The sequence below is a fragment of the Micromonospora sp. NPDC048040 genome (genome assembly GCF_055587185.1).
On sequence record NZ_JBVJGT010000038.1, the window covers coordinates 35388 to 51946 of the forward strand.

The window sequence follows — 16559 nt, forward strand, 5'->3', positions numbered from 1 at the left end:
GCCGGGGCGTCAACCGACGAACTGCAGGCGGGACACGAGCCACGCGCCCGAGTCCTCGTCCCGCACCATGTCCATCTGGATCCGGTAGTGCGAGGGCCGCCCCTCGGGCGCCTTCACGTTCTTCACCGTGGCGTCCACCGCCACCAGGACGACGGCCCGGCGTCGGTCCCCGGAGACGAGCGCGGCCCGTAGCGCGGACCCGTGCGATTCGACCTTGTTCTCCACGACGGCGGCGCGCACCTGTGACTGGCCACGGGTGAACTCCTCCTTGAAGTCGCCGGTCGCTCCGGCGGAGATCCGTTGCAGGTCCCGGTCGACGCTGGCGGCGCTGACCGACACGAAGTCGACGCTGGCCTGCTTGGCCGCGGCTACCGCCCCCTGCCGGGCCTTCTCCAGCTCCTGGTGGCCGTACCAGCGATGGGCGTAGACGCCGGCCAGGGCGAGCGTGCCGGCGAGCAGCGCCACGAGCAGACCGGTCAGGGATCGGCGGGCTGGCGGCGCGGCCGAGCCGTCCCGGGTCCCGTGCCGGCCTGCCCCCTTCCATCCGGTTGTGGGGCGTTCGCCCGCCGGGTCGTCGCCGTTGGTGGGGTCGTCGTCGCTCGCCCCAACGGCGTCGTCGGGATTCAGCAGGTCCTCCGCCTGCGCCGGATCGCCGACCACCGTCAGGTCACCGGTCGCCGTCGGATCCTCGACCGGCTCCCGGTCGAGCCGCTCCAGCACCTCCTCGATCGGCGTCGGCACGGCCCGGACGACGAGCCGGCGCTGGGCGGGCCGGTCGGGGGCGCCCGATCGGGCACCCTTGATCACTCTCAGGGTGCGGTCCCTACGTGTCTGCACGGTCACCTTCCTCCGTCCGCCGGTCACCGGGTCACCCCGGCGAGCAGCAACTGCTTCCACGACTGGTCTCCCGCCGTCCGGTACTGGCCGCCGGTGCCGCCGAACTGCAGCGGCCGGCCGTCGGCGCCGAGCACCAGGCCGGTCGCCGGGTCGTAGCCGGCGGAGTCGGGGGCGGGCGCCGGGGCGGGCTCGGCGCCGGAGGGCCGGGGCGCGTTGGCGGACCCACGGACCCCCGCGCCGGCCGCCCGGTCCTGCGGGCTGCACTGCCGCCCGCCGCCCCGGTACACGCAGGACGGCGGGTCGTTGACGTTCACGGCCAGGCCGAGGTGGGCGGTGCCGTCGCCGGGTGTGACCGTGAAGCCGCCCGCGACGGCGATCGGATAGACCACCAGTAGCTGCTCGATGCCGGCGAGCCGCCGGACGGCGATGCCGTTGACGGTGACCAGATTGCCGAGCAGGGTGCCCACGGCGGGTTCCAGCCCGCGCAGCAGCGCCTCCAGCTCCTCGCCGGCGGGCGGCCCGTTGGCGAGCAGGCGGCGCAGGTCGGGGTCGGCGGACCGGACGGCGTCGGCGAGCTGGGCGAGCCCTGCCGCCCACCGCCGCAGCGCCTCGGCCGACCGGGCCTGCGTGGCGAGGACGGTACGGCCGTCCTCGAGCAGCCGAAGTGTCTGGGGCAGGGCGGCCGTGGCGTCGGCGAGCAGCGCGTCGCCGGCGTCGAGGATGCGCGCCAACGCGCGCTCGTTGCCCTCGAACGCGGCGCCCAGTTCGGTGATCAGGACGGTCAGGTCCTCGGGCCCGACCGACCGGACCAGGGCGTCCAGGTTGGTCAGCAGCACCTCGGGTGCCAGCGGGACGCCGGTGCGATGGGTGGGGATCACCGAGCCGTCGCGCAGGTACGGGCCGGTGTCGCGGTCCGGGCGCAGGTCGACGTACTGCTCACCGACGGCGGAGCGCTGGGCGACGACGGCTCGCAGGTCCTCGGGCACCCGCACGCCCCGCTCGATGCGCAGGTCCGCCCGGACGCCGTCACCGTGCAGGGCGACCGCGGTGACCCGGCCGACGGGCACCCCGCGGTAGGTGACCGGGGCGTTGGTGAAGATGCCGCCGGCGCGGGCGAGGTCGAGGTGGACGACGTACCCGCTACCGAGCAGCCGGTCGCCGAGGCCGACGTAGCGCACGCCGACGTAGGCGATGCCGAGCAGGCTGACCACCACGAACGCGAGGACCTTGAGTGTCGTGCCACGTCCGATCACGGCAGCAGTCCCCCTCCGAGCACGTCCGGCAGGTCACCGATCTGGCCGGTGATCGCCCCGGTCATCGGCAGCACGCACTGCGCGGTCAGGACCGTGCCGGCGGGCAGTTCGGTCCCGGCGGGGAAGGCGGTGCCGGGCGGTACCAGCCCCTTCGGCAGGATCAGCCCGCCGACGGGCACCCGCGAGCCGGGCCTGAGCAGGACGCAGCCCTCCGGCAGCAGACAGTCCTTCGGCGGCGTCCAGGTCGCCGGGAAGTTCTTCGGGTCGGGCAGGCATTTCGTCAGCGGGAGTTCGGGCAGCGGATTCGCGCCTGGCTGCGCTCCGGGCGTCGCCGGTCCACCGGCCGAGGGTGGCCGCGGGGCGGCGGGGCCGGTCGGCGGGGCCGCCGGGCCGCCCGGCGCGGGCGCGGCGGCGAGCAGGTTGGCCAGGATGCTCGCCACGTCCAGGTCGGCGGTGACGGAGAGGTTGACGAAGTCCCCGACGATCGCGCCGGTGACGTTGGGCGGGAACGGGTAGGACAGCATGAAGTCCAGGGACTTCGGCAGGTCGTCACCGGCGCGGACCAGCTGCTCCAGGATCGGTTGCAGCGCCCGTACGCTGGCCAGCGTGTCGTCGTGGCTGCGCTCGACGACGCGGGTGCCGACCCGCCCGAGTTCGCCGAGGGCGGTCAGCGCCTTGGTCAGCTGGGCGCGTTGCCGGTTGAGGACGGTCAGGCTGGGAGCGAGCGACTCGACGGCGTCGCCGACCACCTGTCGCTGTCGGGCCAACCGCCCGGTCAGCCGGTCGAGCGCCTCGACTGCCCGGACGATGTCGGTCTTCTGCCGTTCCAGCCCGCCGATGAAGGTGTCGAGCCGGCGCAGTGAGTCGCGGACGGCCGGTTCGCGGCCTTCGAGCGCCTTCGCCAACTCCTGGTTGATGGTGCGCAGCTGGGCCAGTCCGCCGCCGTTGAGCAGCAACCCGAGGGCGGCCAGCACCTCTTCGACCTCGGCGCCGCGCGCGGTGCGTGCCAGCGGGATGACGTCGCCGTCGGCGAGCCGGCCGCGGGCCGGTTCGGTGGACGGCGTCGCGACGGTCACGTACTTCTCGCCCAGCAGGCTGCTCTGCCGGACGGCGGCGGTGGCGTTGGCGGGCAGCCTGACCTCGCGGTCGATGCGGAGGGTCACCTGGGCGGTCCACCCGGCCAGCGAGATCCTCTCGACCCTGCCGACGGTGACGTCGTCGACCTTGACGGCGGCCTGCGGCACCAGGTCGAGCACGTCGGTGAACTCGGCCGTCACCCGGTAGCCGGTCCCGTCGGGGGCCCCGCCGGGCAGCGGCAGGTCGGTCACCTCGGGCAGGCCGCACCCGGCGGGCAGCAGCACCGCGACGACGGCGGCGGCCAGGGCGCGGCGCAGCGGGGCGCTCACGCCGGCCCCCGCAGGATCCCGCCGAGGGTCAGGTCGGGGGCGAGGTCGGGGCCGCCCGGCGCCGGGTGGGTGACCGGTGCGCCGGGTGCCGGGGAGGGCGGGCCACCCGGTGGGACCGGGCCGGCCACCGGGGCGCCGGGCGGCAGCTTGAGCAGCTTGCGTAGCTGGTCGGTCATCGGCAGCTTGCGCGCGTGCAGGGTCTGGGCGAGGGCGTGGCACTTCGCAGGCACCTTCGCCGCCGGCAACTGGTCCACCAGCAGCGAGCAGACGAAGCCGGCGGGGCCGTACGGGCCGGTCGCGTTGGCGCGGGTGTCGAGGGTGCCCGAGCGGGAGTTGTACGCGAGCGCGAGGTTGTTCAGCGCGAGCGGCGCGACGTCGAGGATCTGGATGACCGCCTGCTGCTGGCGAACGAGCACGCGGGTGATGTCGGCCAGCGCGGCCACGTCGGCGGTGAGCACCGTGCGGTTCTGCCGGACGAAGGTGGTGACGTCGGCCAGCGCGACGGAGAGGTTACGCAGGGCGGCGGTGAGTTCGTCGCGGTCCCCGGCGAGCTGCTGCGCCACGTCGGCCAGTTGCTGGTTGAAGGCGCGCACCTGCTGGTCGCTGCGGGCCAGGGTGGTGGTGAACCGTTGTAGGTTGACCACCGAGCCGAACAGGTCCTGCCGCCCGTCGGCGAGTGTCGACAGCGCGCGCGACAGCCCGGTGAGGGTCTCGTTCAGGTGGGCGCCGTTGCCTTCAAGGTTGGCGCGGCCGGTGGCGACGAGGCCGGACAGGGCGCCGTCGGCGTTCGCCCCCTGCGGTCCGAGGGCGCGGTTGAACTCGTCCAGCGCCCGGTAGATGTCGTCGATCTCCATCGGCGCGGCGGTGCGTGCCAGCGGGATCTCCGCGCCGTCGGCGATGGCGGGCCCGCCGGTGTAGGCGGGGGTGAGCTGCACGTAGCGGTCGCTGACGACGCTGGGCGGGACGATCACCGCCTGCGCGTCGGCGGGGACGTCCACCTCCGGGTCGTACGCCATCGTCACCCGCACCGTGCGCCCCTGCGGGGCCACCGAGACCACCTCGCCCACCCGGACGCCGAGCACCCGCACGTCGGAGCCCGGGTACACGCCGACGGCGCGGGTAAAGTGGGCGACCAGCCGGCGGTGCGGTGGGTCGGACCGCACGGTCACCACGGCGGCGGCGACGGCGGTCAGCAGGACGGTCGCGGCGGCGATAGGGCGTCGCCATCGCCGTACGGGCCCCGGCATCATCGGCCTCCGGTCGTGGGTTGGTAGGGCTGCACCAGCCCGTGCACGTAGGAGTCGAACCACCGGCCGTTGCCGACCACGTTGGCGAACGCGGTGACGAAGGGACCCATCCGTTCGATGGTCAGCTCCAGGTCGTCGCGGTTGCGCTGCAGGATGGCGACCGCCTTGCGCAGCTGATTGAGCGCGGGGTTGAGCCTGGCCCGGTTGTCGGCGACGAGACCGGACAGCTGAGTGGCGAGTTGGTCGGTGCCGACGAGCAGCTTGTGGATGGCGTCGCGGCGGCGCTTCACCTCGGCCAGCAACGCCCCGCCGTCGGTGACCAGCTTGCGGAACTCCTCGTCTCGGGTGGCGAGCACGCCGGTGACCTGCCGCGCCCGGGTCAGCAGCGACCGGAGTTCGGCATCGCGCTCGGCGACGGTCCGGGAGAGCCGGGACAGTCCGACCAGGGAGGAGCTGACGCTGGCGGGGGTGTCGGCGAACGTCTCGGACAGGGTCGCGAAGGCGGCGGCCAGCTGGTCGGTGTCGACCTTGTCGAGGGTGTCGGCGAGCCCGGTGACCGCCTGCACCACGTCGAACGGCGCGGCGGTGCGGTCCAGGGGGATCTGCCCGCCCTCGGGCAGCCGGCCGGCCCCGGCGGGGGACAGCGCCAGGTACTTCTGGCCGAGGACGGTCTTGATCCGGATCGTCGCGCCCGTGCGGTCGCCGATGCGTACGCCGTCGTCGTCGACCCGGAACCGGATCCGCACGTACGGCCGGCTGTCGCGGGCGAGTTCCACGGCGGTCACCTTGCCCACCCGTACGCCGGCGACCCGCACCTCGTTGCCCACGGCGAGGCCGCTGGCGTCGGAGAAGGCCGCCTGGTAGGCGCGGCCGGTCAGCGCGGCCAGCCGGTCGAGTTGGAAGGCGCCGAGCAGCGTCGCGGCGATCAGGGTCAACCCGACGGTTCCGGTGACCACCGGGTTGCGTTCGCGGAAGGGTTTCATCGGGTGCCTCCGGTGGCGCACCGGGCGGCCGGCGCGCTGAACGTCACGGGGTCGAGCGTCTGGCCGGCGGCGGCCACCCGCCCGTCGAAGTCGCAGAGGTAGAAGTTGAACCAGGACCCGTACGACGCGACCCGGGTCAGGGACTCGTAGCGCTGGGGGAGCCGGCCGAGGGTGCTGTCGATGACAGCCGAGTTGCGGTTGAGGGTGCCGGCGAGCTGGTCGAGGGCGCGGACGTCCGCGGCGAGCGGCGGCCGCACCTCCCGTATCAGCGAGGACGTCGCGCCGGTGAGGTCGCCGAGGTTGACCAGCGCCTCGCCGATGGCGGTGCGGTCGGTGGCGAGCCCGGAGACGAACTGCTGCAACTGCTGGATCGCGCGGTCGAGGTCGCGGTCCCGGGTGGCGAGGGTCGCCAGGACGGTGTTGAGGTTGCTGATGACCCGGCCGATGACGGCGTCGCGGTCGGCGAGGGTGTTGGTGAGCGAGGCGGTGCGCCGCAGCAGGCTGGAGACGGTGCCGCCCTCACCCTGGAGCACCTGGATGATCTCGTACGCGAGCTTGTTGACGTCCGCCGGGTCGAGCGCGGTGAACAGCGGCCGGAAGCCGTTGAACAGCACCGTCAGGTCCAGCGCCGGGGTGGTCTGGCCGACGGGGATAAGGCCGTCCGGCCGCAGCGGGCGGCGGTCCCCCGGCCCCTCAGCGAGCGCCAGGTAGCGCTGGCCGACCAGGTTGCGGTACCGGATCTTGGCATGGACGCTGGTGGCCAGCGGCACCTCGTCGCGGACGGTGAAGGACACCTCGGCGACCGTGTCGTCGACGACCCGGATGTCGCTGACCCTGCCGACGCGGACCCCGGCGATACGCACGTCGTCGCCGGGCAGCAGGCCGGTGGCGTCGGTGAAGCGGGCGCGGTAGGTCACGCCGTCGGTCGGGAAGGCGCCGAGGGTCTGCGCGAGCAGCCCGGTCAGCAGCAGCGTCACGGCGGCGAAGACGGCCAGCTTGACCAGCGGCAGCGTCGTCTTTCCGGTCATCGGGCGTTCACCACCGCTCCGCGCAGCAGCGGCCCCCACAGCAGGACCGCGATGTCGGGCACCTCGGCGGGCGGGGTGCCGGTGACGGCGCCGACGAGGGGCTTGACGAGGGCCCGTTCCTCGCCGGTGGCGGCCCGCCCCATCGCCGGGGACGCCGCGGCCGCCGGGGGCGGGGCCGCCACGCCGACGGGCAGCGGGACGGGGTTCCGGGCGCCCGAGTAGTCGTACCCGTCGTCGACCGGCACCTCCGGCGCCGGCCGGGCGGGCCGGGGCAGCCCGTGGCAGTGCGGGCCGCCGTCCGCGCCGTAGACCGGCTCGTCGCGGCCGCGCTCGTACTTGCCGCCGTCGCGGGTGACCTCGAGGGTGATGTGCATCCGCCCGCCGGCGAAGACCTCCTCGACGCGGGGTTGCAGGGCGACCAGGCCGCTCATCAGGCACGGATACCCGGGCGCGTAGGTGGCGAGCAGTTCGAGCACCGGCCGGCTGACCGCGCCGAGCCGGATGAGCTGGTCGCCGTGCCGGTCGAGGAAACCCCGGGTGACCTCGCCGGTGTCCGTGCTCTGGGCCAGGAACGCGGCCAGCTGGGTGCGCTGGTCGGTGACGGTCCGGGCGGTGACCGTCACGTCCCGCAGCAGCGCCAGCAGGTCGGGCAGTGCCGCGTCGTAGCTGTCCACCACGACGGCGAGGGCGCGGACGTCCTCCGCGATGGCCGGCATGGCCGGGTTGAGCTGCCGCAGGTAGGCGTCCAGTCGGGTCAGGTTCGCCCCGATCTGCTCGCCTCGCCCCTCCAGCGCCGTGGCCAGGGCCCCGAGGGTGGCCGCCAGCTGGTCGGGGCGGATCGACTGGAGCAGGGGCAGCGCCTCGTCGAGGACCCGTTCCAGCTCCACCGCCGTGTGGCTGCGGTCCTGGCCGATGACCGCGCCGTCGCGGATCGGCCCTGCGGTGCTCGCCGCCGGCGGGACGAGTTCGACGTAGCGTTCGCCGAAGAGCGTCTTGGGCAGCAGGCGCGCGCTGACGTCGGCGGGGATCCGGGCGGTCCGGGCGGGGTCCAGCGCGAGCCGGAGGGTCGCGCCCGCCCCGTCGCTGCGTACCGAGCGCACGTCGCCGACGAGCACCCCGCGTACCTTCACGTCGGCGCCGTCGCCGAGCTGCAACCCGGCGCGGTCGGTGTGCAGGGTGACCCAGGTGGTCGGGGTGAAGGCCCGGCGGTACTGGAGGACAGCGGCGGTCAGCGCCGTGGCCACCACGACGACGAAGACGATGCCGAGGATGCGATGTCTCATGCTCACCCCGCGATCCGGACGGTGGTCGTGGCGCCCCAGATGGCCAGCGACAGGAAGAAGTCGACGATGTTGACGGCGACGATGGCCAGCCGGACGGCCCGGCCGACCGCGATGCCGACGCCGGCCGGTCCGCCGCTGGCGGTGTAGCCGTAGTAGCAGTGCACCAGCACCACGATCACGCTGAAGACCAGCACCTTCCCGAAGGACCAGAGGACGTCCTCGGGCGGCAGGAACAGATGGAAGTAGTAGTCGTACGTGCCGGCCGACTGTCCGAAGTAGTACACCGCGATGGTGCGGGTGGCCAGGTAGCTGGAGAGCAGGCCCACCACGTACAGCGGGACGACCGCGACGAACCCGGCGATCATCCGGGTGGTGACCAGGAACGGCAGCGACGGCACCGCCATCACCTCCAGGGCGTCCACCTCCTCGGAGATGCGCATCGCACCGAGCTGGGCGGTGAACCCGCACCCCACGGTGGCCGACAGCGCCAGCGCCGCCACCAGCGGTGAGATCTCCCGGGTGTTGAAGTACGCCGAGATGAAGCCGGTGAAGGCACTGCTGCCGATCTGGTTCAGCGCCTGGTAGCCCTGCAGGCCGACCTCGGTGCCGGTGAAGAAGGTCAGGAAGCAGATCACGCCGACGGTGCCGCCGAGCACGGCGAGGGCGCCGCTGCCGAAGCTGACCTCGGCCAGCAGCCGCACCACCTCGCGCTTGTAGCGCCGGACGGTGCGCGGCGCCCAGACCACGGCCCGCGCGTAGAAGGCGAGCTGCCCGCCCAGGTCGTCGAGATGTCGCAGCACCGACACGTCACGTCCCCTTCTGCGGTACGACCTGGAAGTAGACGGCCGTGACGACGAAGTTCAGCGCGAACAGCAGCATGAACGTGAGGACGACGCTCTGGTTGACGGCGTCGCCGACCCCCCTCGGGCCGCCCTTGGCGGTCATCCCCTTGTACGCGGCGACCAGCGCGGCGGCGGCGCCGAACAGCAGCGCCTTCACCTCCCCCACCAGCAGGTCGGGCAGTTGACCCAGGGCCTGGAAGCTGGCCAGGTAGGCGCCGGGGGTGCCGCCCTGCATGACCACGTTGAACAGGTAGCCGCCGCTCACGCCGACGACGCTGACCAGCCCGTTGAGCAGGACGGCGACCAGCATCGAGGCGAGCACCCGGGGCACCACCAGCCGCTGGATCGGATCGATGCCGAGCACCCGCATCGCGTCCAGCTCCTCGCGGATCTTGCGGGAGCCAAGGTCGGCGCAGATCGCTGAGCCGCCGGCGCCGGCGATGATCAGCGCGGTCACGATCGGCCCGGCCTCGCGGACGACGGCGAGCACCGACGCGGCCCCGGTGAACGACTGCGCGCCGAGCTGGCGGACGAGCGAGCCGAGCTGCAGGGCGATGACCGCGCCGAACGGGATCGAGACGAGCGCCGCCGGCAGGATCGACACGGAACTGATGAACCACGCCTGCTGGACGAACTCCCGGACCTGCACGGGCCGCCGTCCGATGCCGCGCAGGGTGTCCAGGCAGAACGCGAAAAAGTGCCCGGACTCGCGCATGACGGTCCTCATCGCGGCACCTGCCGGTCCTGCTCGCGCCAGCGCGCGAACCGCCCGGCCGGCGAGGGATCGGCGACAGACCGGTCCTCGAAGGACCCGGGCGGCGGGGCGACGCCGTGCTCCCGGCACCATTGCCCGGGTGGCCGTTCCGCGCGGCGCGGCCGGCCGTCGGAGGGTTGCAGCTGGGCGGGAATCGGTGGCAGCGGCGGCAGCTCCGCACCGGAGCGGGCCTCGGCCTGGAGTTCCTCGGCGTCCTTCTCCTCGGCCATGCCGATCGGGCCGATCCGTTGGGCGTTGAGGAACTGCCGCACCACCGGTTCGGTGCTGGACAGCAGCATCTCCCGGGGCCCGAACATGGCCAGGTGCCCGTGGTAGATCAGGCCGATGTTGTCCGGCACGGTACGCGCGGTGTTGATGTCGTGCGTGACGATCAGGAACGTCGCCTCGGTCCGCTGGTTGAGGTCGACGATGAGCTGGTTCAGATAGGCGGTGCGGACCGGGTCGAGCCCAGAGTCCGGCTCGTCGAACAGTACGATCTGCGGGTCGAGGACGAGCGCCCGGGCCAGCCCGGCCCGTTTGCGCATCCCGCCCGATATCTCGCCGGGCAGCTTCTTCTCCGCGCCGACCAGACCGACCATGTCGAGCTTCTCGTCGACCACCGCACGGATCTCGGACTCGGACTTGCGGGTGTGCTCGCGCAGCGGAAACGCGACGTTGTCGTAGATGGTCATCGAGCCGAACAGTGCGCCGTCCTGGAACAGCACCCCGAACAGCTTGCGCACCTCGTACAGATCCCGCTCGGAGAGCCGGGGAAGGTTGTTGCCCTCGATCCAGACGTCCCCGCGGTCCGGTCGCAGCAGCCCCACCAGGGTCTTGAGGAACACCGACTTGCCGGTGCCGGACGGGCCGAGCAGCACCGAGATCTCTCCGGCGGGCAGCGTCAGGCTGATGTCGGACCAGACCGGCTGGCTGCCGAAGGACTTCGTCAGCCCCTGCACCGTCACCTCGACGCCCACGGTTGCCTCCCCTGACTGCCTACTGGGGACATCGCCGCGACCGACCCGACCGTAACAACTACTTTCCGACGGGCCCCGGGCACGGAACGTGCGCTAGGCAAACAGCGTCGGGCTCGATAGCGTGCCGTAATCCGCAGGTAACGAAGGTGTTCCGCGACGCGATGACCACAACGATCGAGCCCGAGCTCGTCCGCCGGGCTGCCCAGGGCGACCGGGCAGCCGTCGCGACGCTGCTCAGCGACGTCCGTCCGGGGCTGGTGCGATACTGCCGCGCGCGGCTGGGCCGGATCGGCGGCGCGTACGTGACCGCCGACGACGTCGCCCAGGAGATCTGCCTCGCGGTGCTGCGGGCACTGCCCCGCTACCGGGAGCAGGGCACGCCCTTCGCGGCGTTCGTCTACGCCATCGCGGGGCACAAGGTGACCGACGCGCAGCGCGCGGCCGTACGGGCAGCCTCCGTCACCGTCACCGACACGCCTCTCGACCGTCCGGACGCCGAGCCCGGGCCGGAGCAGCAGGCCGTGGCGACCGACCTCGCCCGCCGACTGTCAGTGCTGCTCGACCGCCTGCCCGACGCGCAGCGGGAGATCGTCCTCCTCCGGGTGGCGGTCGGTCTCTCCGCCGAGGAGGTCGGCACCATCGTCGGCATGTCCGCCGCCGCCGTCAGGGTGAGCCAGTCCCGGGCCCTGGCCCGCCTCCGTACCCTGGCAGGCGACACACTCGACGAGGTGGCGGCATGAGCGAGCACAGCGGCGACGGCCGCGAGGAGCTGGACCTGGCGACGATCGCCCGGGACGACCAACTGCTCGACGCCCTCGGCCGGGGCGAGCCGGGGCCGGCCGGCGACGACCTCGCCGCAATGCTGGCTGCCTGGCGCACCGAGGTCTACGCCGTCGACGACGATGACGACCGCCCCCGGCCCGCCGCCGAAGACAACCACGCCCTCCGGCCCGCCGTCGACGCCGCGCCGACGAGGAGGGCCCGGCCGGCCATGTTGGGCCAGGGCGTGCTGCGCCTCGCCGCCGCCGTCATCGCGGTCGTCGTCATCTCCACCGGACTCGGAGTGGGGAGCAGGCACGCCGGACCGACCAGCCCCCTGTGGTCCCTGACCAAGCTGCTCTATCCGGAACAGGCGGACGTGCGCCTGGTCGAACGCACCATCCAGCGCGCCCGTACCGCCGCCACCGCAGGACGGGTGGACGAGGCCCGGGCCCTGATCGAGGAGGCGCGGACGGAGCTCGCCGCGATCGACGACCCGACCGCCGTCCGCCGTCTGAGTGCGGAACTCGACTCCCTGCAACACGCACTGCCCGAACCGGTGGCGACGCCCGCCGCGCCGTCGACGGCCGCCTCGCCCCCGGCGCCCACCGGTGGGCCGACGACACCCACCCGGCCCGCCCCGTCGCAGCCCGAGAAACCCACCCCTGACGGATCCCCCGCCCCCGGCCTCGTCGTCCCCCTGCCGGGGCTGCCCACACTGCGGCCGGACCCGGGTCCGCCCACGCGCCTGCCACCCCTGCCCGAGCTGCCCCTCCCCACCGGCCGAATCCTGGGCTAGGCGCCGGCCCGAGCGGCGGCATGGCCGCTCGCCCACGCCGGCTGCCGGGCTCAGGCAGCGGCCGGGGATGGCAGGCTCCTGTCAGCGTGCGCTGCCGCCGTCGATCTCCCGAGCCAGCAAGGGCAGGGACCGGTTTCTGTGTGATTCGTCATACCCGAAGGCTGTTACGAATCGCGGCGCCGTGCCGACAACGACATGGGAGCGCCCTCGTTCGATGGCGGCCCTCGATCACTGCGCACTACCGAGGATGGGGTGATCCTGTTGTTGCCTGACCCGCACCCTGACCCCGCCGCCCGGCTGCCCGGCCTGTTCCGGGCGGTGGTCGGCGCGATCGACGAGGCCGACTGGGACTGCAGCGTGTCGTCCGAGGGTCCGTTCCGGGTGGGAGACGTGCACCGGGAGGTAGTCCAGGTGTCAGCGTGGAGCCGCACCGGCGATCGACTGTGGGCGGTCTTCGTCGCCGACGCGCCGCCCGGCCGGCCGCGTCCGCCGTTCACGCCGCTGCACGCGCTGGTGGGGCACGGGGTGGCGGCTGCCACCGCCTCGGTGACCGACGCACTGGCCTTCGTCCGCGGGCATCCCCGCTCCGGGCACCCCGATCCCGCGCCCGATCGGCCGCGCCGGCCGCACGGCCCCGACGGACGGTCCTGCTCGGCGGCCAGGCCGACGCGGCGGCGCTCCTCGCCCGGTCCGCGGACCGGGGGCAGCACCTGCACAAGGTGATCGACACCGCCGCCGGGACGCCGCACAGCGGCCGTTGTAACGAGAAGGACCACCGACCGCGCTCATCCATTGACGAGCTGATCAGATCATGATCGGGTCCGGTCGAGGAGGAAACGATTCGCGGCACGGAGACATCACGGACAGGCCGCACGGCCGTGCGCGGCACCGGTGGCACAGGTCGGGCGACCGGAGGGTCACATGCAAGGTGAGCTGCAGCGAATCGTCGACGCCCTCGCCGCCCACGTCGGGCGTCCGGCGTTGATCGAGGACCGGCGTCAGCGCCTGGTCGTCTACAGCGAACACACCGGGTTGATGGACGACGTCCGCAAGGCGTCGATCCTGCGCCGGCAGACCACGCCCGAGGTGATGGCCTGGTTCCGCGACGTCGGCATCCTGGAGGCCCGGGAGCCGGTGCGTACGCCGCCGTCGAAGGAACTCGACCTCCTGCCCCGGGTCTGCGTGCCCATCCGGCACCACGACCTGCTCCTGGGCTTCGTGTGGTTCATCGACCCGGACGGCACCATGACCGGCGCGGACATCGAGGCCACCGGGCTGGTGAGCGAGCTGTCGCTGGCGCTCTACCGGGAGAACCTGCTCGGGGAGCTGGCCTCCCGACGGGAGACGGAGGCGGCGCGCACGCTGCTGTCCGACAGCGAGACGACCCGTGACCGGTCGGTGCGGGCGCTGCGGGAGGCCGGGCTCATCGTCGGGGACGGGCCGGCGACCGCCCTCGTCGCGCAGCTCGTCACGCCCGGCGGCCAGGCGCCCGACGAGACGGCCCGCTTCGCGCTGGAGCAGGCGCTGGTCAGCACCCGGCGCTGGATCGGCACCCGGGAGGCGCTGCACGTGGTGCGCGACGACCACGGCGTGCTGCTGCTCTGCGGCGACCGGGGGGCCGGCCGCCCCACCCCCGAGGTCGCCGCCAAACTCCTGGACGACAACCTCCAGCAGGCGATCCGTGGGCTCGCCTCGGTCGAGCGCACCGTCGTCGGCGTCGGGCAGGCGCGCTCGGGCCTGGCCGACGCCGTCGGGTCGTACGCGGAGGCGCTGCAGTCCGCCCGGGTGGGCGTCCGGTTGCCCGCCCTGGGCCGCGTGGTCTCCTGGTCCGGCCTGGGCATCTACCGGGTGCTGTCGCGGCTGGACGACCGGCACCTCGACATCGCCGACGTGCACCCGGGGCTTGAGCGGCTGCTCCGCGAGCAGGCGAACCCTGTCCTGTTGGACACCCTGGAACGCTATCTGGACCTGGCCGGCAACGCCCACGCCACCGCCGAGCATCTGCGGCTGCACCGCACCACCCTCTACTACCGGCTGCAGCGGATCGAGGAACTCGCCGAGACCGACCTGAAGGACGGCAACGAGCGACTCTGCCTGCACCTGGCGTTGAAGCTGGGCCGGCTCACCGGCCGCTACCGGCCGGAGGGCTGAGGCCGGGCTGAGACCGGCCGAGGGCTGAGGCCGCGCCAAGGCCGGGCGGAGGGCTGAGGCCGGGTGGAGGGCTGAGGCCGGGTGGAGGGCTGAGGCCGAGCGGCGAGCGGCCCGTTGGGACGCGGACCGGTGGCGACGGGCGGGACGGGACGCCCGGCGCACCGCGCGTCCCGTCCCCGGGCCTCCTACAGGCCGGCCCGCACCGCCGCCGGCCGGCCGCCGACGACCGGCAACTCGATCCGGCTGCGGTCGAAGTGCACGGTGATGTCGGCCCGGTTCTGCTTCGCCCGGCTGCTGTAGCCCGAGTACGAGCCGAGCAGGACCACGCCGATCTGGTGACCGGCGTCGAAGACGTAGTCCTCGGGGAGCAGCCGCACGTCGACCGCGCTCTTGACGCCGGGCACCAGCGGTGTCGACGCGGTCAGCGAGGTCAGGTTGAGGCCGTCGAGGATGCCCTTGGTGACCAGTTCCTGCGGGTTGCTGGCCACGGTCTTCTCCGTCTGCCGGTAACAGGCCTCCTCGGCGTGCCCGCCCCAGGTGGCCTCGCCGCCCCAGCAGTCCTCCCCGGCCAGCGTACGGATGCCGTCGCCGGAGGTGCTGAACCTCGGCCGCGTCCCGTAGTCGACGAGCAGGCCGGCGAAGCTGGTGTCCGTGCCGTCGACCGACGCGTTGATCTTCACGACGGGCGAGCCGGAGACGTGCAGCGGCGCCCGCAGCGGCGCGGACAGGAACACCAGCCGGTTCTCCGTGTTCGCCAGCGGATCCGACGGGTGCCGGATGGCGTTGGTCTGGCTCATCGAGGGGGTGTCCTGGAACGTCGCCGAGGCGTTGCCGGCGTGCGGGCTCACCGACAGGCCCCCGGCCGCCCCGTCGACACCGGGCCGCAGGAACACCTGGGTCGGGTGGGCGCCCGGCAGCGGCCAGGTGCGGTGGGACTCCCAGACGTCCGGTGCGCGCTCGACGTCGACCGCGGGCTCGGCCATGATGCCGTTGTCGATGCCGTACAGCCAGTAGTCGAACCACCGGTGCAGCGTGTCCACCCACCTGGCGCGACGGAAGTCGAACGGGTCGACGTGGCCGGTGCCGGTCAGCCAGAGCTTGCGGGGGACGTCGTGCGCCGCCAGGGCGTTCCACCAGGTGCTGAAGTGGTCCGGCCGGACGTTGTTGTCGTTGAGGCCGTGCACGACGAAGACGCTGGCGCGCACCTGGCCGGCGTGCGGCACGTAGTCCCGCTCGGCCCAGAAGTCGTTGTAGTCGCCCGTGACGTCGTCGACGCCGTCGCCAAGCCGGTCCCGCACCGGCGCGCAGTGCGCCCTGCGGTCGGGGTCGGTGACGGTGTTGGCGAGGCTGCCCGAGTAGTTGTTGGCCCGGGTGACCAGGCCGTTGCTGCGCGAGTAGTCGTACCAGCTGGAGATGGCCGAGATCGGCACGATGGTGGCCAGGCCGTCCACCCCGCTGGCCGCGGCCGCGTTGGCCAGCGTGCCGTCGTACGACTTGCCGATCATGCCGGTCCGACCGTTGTGCCAGTCGGCGACGACGGCGCGGCCGGCGGCGTCCCGGCCGGGGCGACGGCCGTTGAGCCAGTCGATCGCCGTCGGCGCGCTGACGTTGTCGGCGCGGCCGCCGGTGACCGGGCAGCCGGTCGAGTTGTTGGTGCCGATCATGTCCAGCAGCACCACCGCGTACCCGCGCGGGACGAAGTAGTTGTCGTAGTACAGCGGCCAGCGGTCGTTGAGGCCGTCGCCGTCGAGGTCGGCCTTGCACTCCCCCTCGTTGCCCCGGCACACCGTCGAGTAGTAGGGGCTGGCGTCCATCACCACCGGCACGCGCAGCCCGTCGCCGGCCCGGGGCCGGATGATGTCCATCGCGACGACGTCGCGCGCGCCGTCGGCGTCGGTGTCGACGTCGGAGGTGACGAAGACCCGCTCGCGGATCGCGTCGCCGTAGCCGAACACCGGCTGGGTGACCCCGCCCTCGACGACCGGCCCGAGGCTCTCCGCGGCGGGCCGCGCCGTCGCGGTGGCCGCCGGCAGGCCGACGGCCACGGTCGCCACGACCACCACCGCCGCCCGCCACCAGTTTCTCGTGGTTCGCATCGCGCTCCTCCCGTTCCGGCACCCGCCGTCGGTCCGCCGCGCTCCGGCGGGAGGTCCAGGAGGTCGCCGGGCCGGCAGCGTGATCGAAGCGTACGAATGGGCACGCGGCCGGTCATCGGACACGTGTGGCAGGTGCACGCCCCC

At 73.3% G+C, this 16559-nt stretch carries 15 protein-coding genes; 4 read left to right on the top strand and 11 right to left on the bottom strand.

What is annotated here, in order from left to right; all coding sequences use genetic code 11:
* Window positions 1-9: 9 nt before the first annotated feature.
* The 10 genes from ACZ6O2_RS26470 to ACZ6O2_RS26515 are packed head-to-tail and all read right to left on the bottom strand — an operon-like array spanning window position 10 to window position 10610.
* Entirely contained in the window at window positions 10-837 is an 828-nt protein-coding gene (locus tag ACZ6O2_RS26470; RefSeq protein WP_466024732.1) for a hypothetical protein, read from the bottom strand.
* Window positions 838-860: 23 nt separating this feature from the next.
* Entirely contained in the window at window positions 861-2090 is a 1230-nt protein-coding gene (locus ACZ6O2_RS26475) for an MCE family protein (protein ID WP_466024733.1), read from the bottom strand.
* Entirely contained in the window at window positions 2087-3496 is a 1410-nt protein-coding gene (locus ACZ6O2_RS26480; protein ID WP_466024734.1) for an MCE family protein, read from the bottom strand. Before ACZ6O2_RS26480 ends, ACZ6O2_RS26475 begins: the two co-directional genes overlap by 4 nt.
* Window positions 3493-4743, bottom strand: coding sequence for an MCE family protein (locus ACZ6O2_RS26485; RefSeq protein WP_466024735.1), 1251 nt, complete (start codon window positions 4741-4743; stop codon window positions 3493-3495). The genes ACZ6O2_RS26480 and ACZ6O2_RS26485 overlap by 4 nt, the downstream gene beginning before the upstream one ends.
* Window positions 4743-5726: an MCE family protein gene (locus tag ACZ6O2_RS26490; protein WP_396830004.1), complete on the bottom strand. Its 984-nt coding sequence runs from the start codon at window positions 5724-5726 to the stop codon at window positions 4743-4745. Before ACZ6O2_RS26490 ends, ACZ6O2_RS26485 begins: the two co-directional genes overlap by 1 nt.
* The gene (locus tag ACZ6O2_RS26495) at window positions 5723-6754 is read right to left on the bottom strand and encodes an MCE family protein (RefSeq protein WP_466024736.1); all 1032 of its coding nucleotides are present in this window, start codon (window positions 6752-6754) and stop codon (window positions 5723-5725) included. The genes ACZ6O2_RS26490 and ACZ6O2_RS26495 overlap by 4 nt, the downstream gene beginning before the upstream one ends.
* The gene (locus ACZ6O2_RS26500; RefSeq protein ID WP_466024737.1) at window positions 6751-8037 is read right to left on the bottom strand and encodes an MCE family protein; all 1287 of its coding nucleotides are present in this window, start codon (window positions 8035-8037) and stop codon (window positions 6751-6753) included. The genes ACZ6O2_RS26495 and ACZ6O2_RS26500 overlap by 4 nt, the downstream gene beginning before the upstream one ends.
* Before the next feature lie 2 nt (window positions 8038-8039).
* Window positions 8040-8843 (bottom strand): MlaE family ABC transporter permease, encoded by an 804-nt coding sequence (locus ACZ6O2_RS26505; RefSeq protein ID WP_393458561.1) that lies wholly within the window; start codon window positions 8841-8843, stop codon window positions 8040-8042.
* Between the two features lies 1 nt (window position 8844).
* Complete coding sequence (locus ACZ6O2_RS26510) at window positions 8845-9606, bottom strand: MlaE family ABC transporter permease (RefSeq protein WP_466024738.1); 762 nt, start codon at window positions 9604-9606, stop codon at window positions 8845-8847.
* The gene (locus ACZ6O2_RS26515) at window positions 9603-10610 is read right to left on the bottom strand and encodes an ABC transporter ATP-binding protein (RefSeq protein ID WP_466024739.1); all 1008 of its coding nucleotides are present in this window, start codon (window positions 10608-10610) and stop codon (window positions 9603-9605) included. Before ACZ6O2_RS26515 ends, ACZ6O2_RS26510 begins: the two co-directional genes overlap by 4 nt.
* 161 nt (window positions 10611-10771) lie before the next feature.
* On the opposite strand from ACZ6O2_RS26515, the gene shbA reads away from it, so the two are divergent.
* The 4 genes from shbA (at window position 10772) to ACZ6O2_RS26535 (ending at window position 14319) form a co-directional block, all read left to right on the top strand.
* Complete coding sequence (gene shbA / locus ACZ6O2_RS26520; protein WP_393458570.1) at window positions 10772-11350, top strand: RNA polymerase sigma factor ShbA; 579 nt, start codon at window positions 10772-10774, stop codon at window positions 11348-11350.
* Window positions 11347-12168 (top strand): anti-sigma-D factor RsdA, encoded by an 822-nt coding sequence (locus ACZ6O2_RS26525; protein WP_466024740.1) that lies wholly within the window; start codon window positions 11347-11349, stop codon window positions 12166-12168. Before shbA ends, ACZ6O2_RS26525 begins: the two co-directional genes overlap by 4 nt.
* Window positions 12169-12420: 252 nt before the next feature.
* The gene (locus tag ACZ6O2_RS26530) at window positions 12421-12891 is read left to right on the top strand and encodes a hypothetical protein (protein WP_393458576.1); all 471 of its coding nucleotides are present in this window, start codon (window positions 12421-12423) and stop codon (window positions 12889-12891) included.
* A gap of 198 nt (window positions 12892-13089) precedes the next feature.
* Window positions 13090-14319, top strand: coding sequence for a PucR family transcriptional regulator (locus tag ACZ6O2_RS26535; RefSeq protein ID WP_466024741.1), 1230 nt, complete (start codon window positions 13090-13092; stop codon window positions 14317-14319).
* A 185-nt stretch (window positions 14320-14504) separates the two neighbouring features.
* Here ACZ6O2_RS26535 and ACZ6O2_RS26540 read toward each other — a convergent pair whose 3' ends face one another.
* The gene (locus ACZ6O2_RS26540; protein ID WP_466024742.1) at window positions 14505-16415 is read right to left on the bottom strand and encodes a Xaa-Pro dipeptidyl-peptidase; all 1911 of its coding nucleotides are present in this window, start codon (window positions 16413-16415) and stop codon (window positions 14505-14507) included.
* Between the last annotated feature and the right edge of the window lie 144 nt (window positions 16416-16559).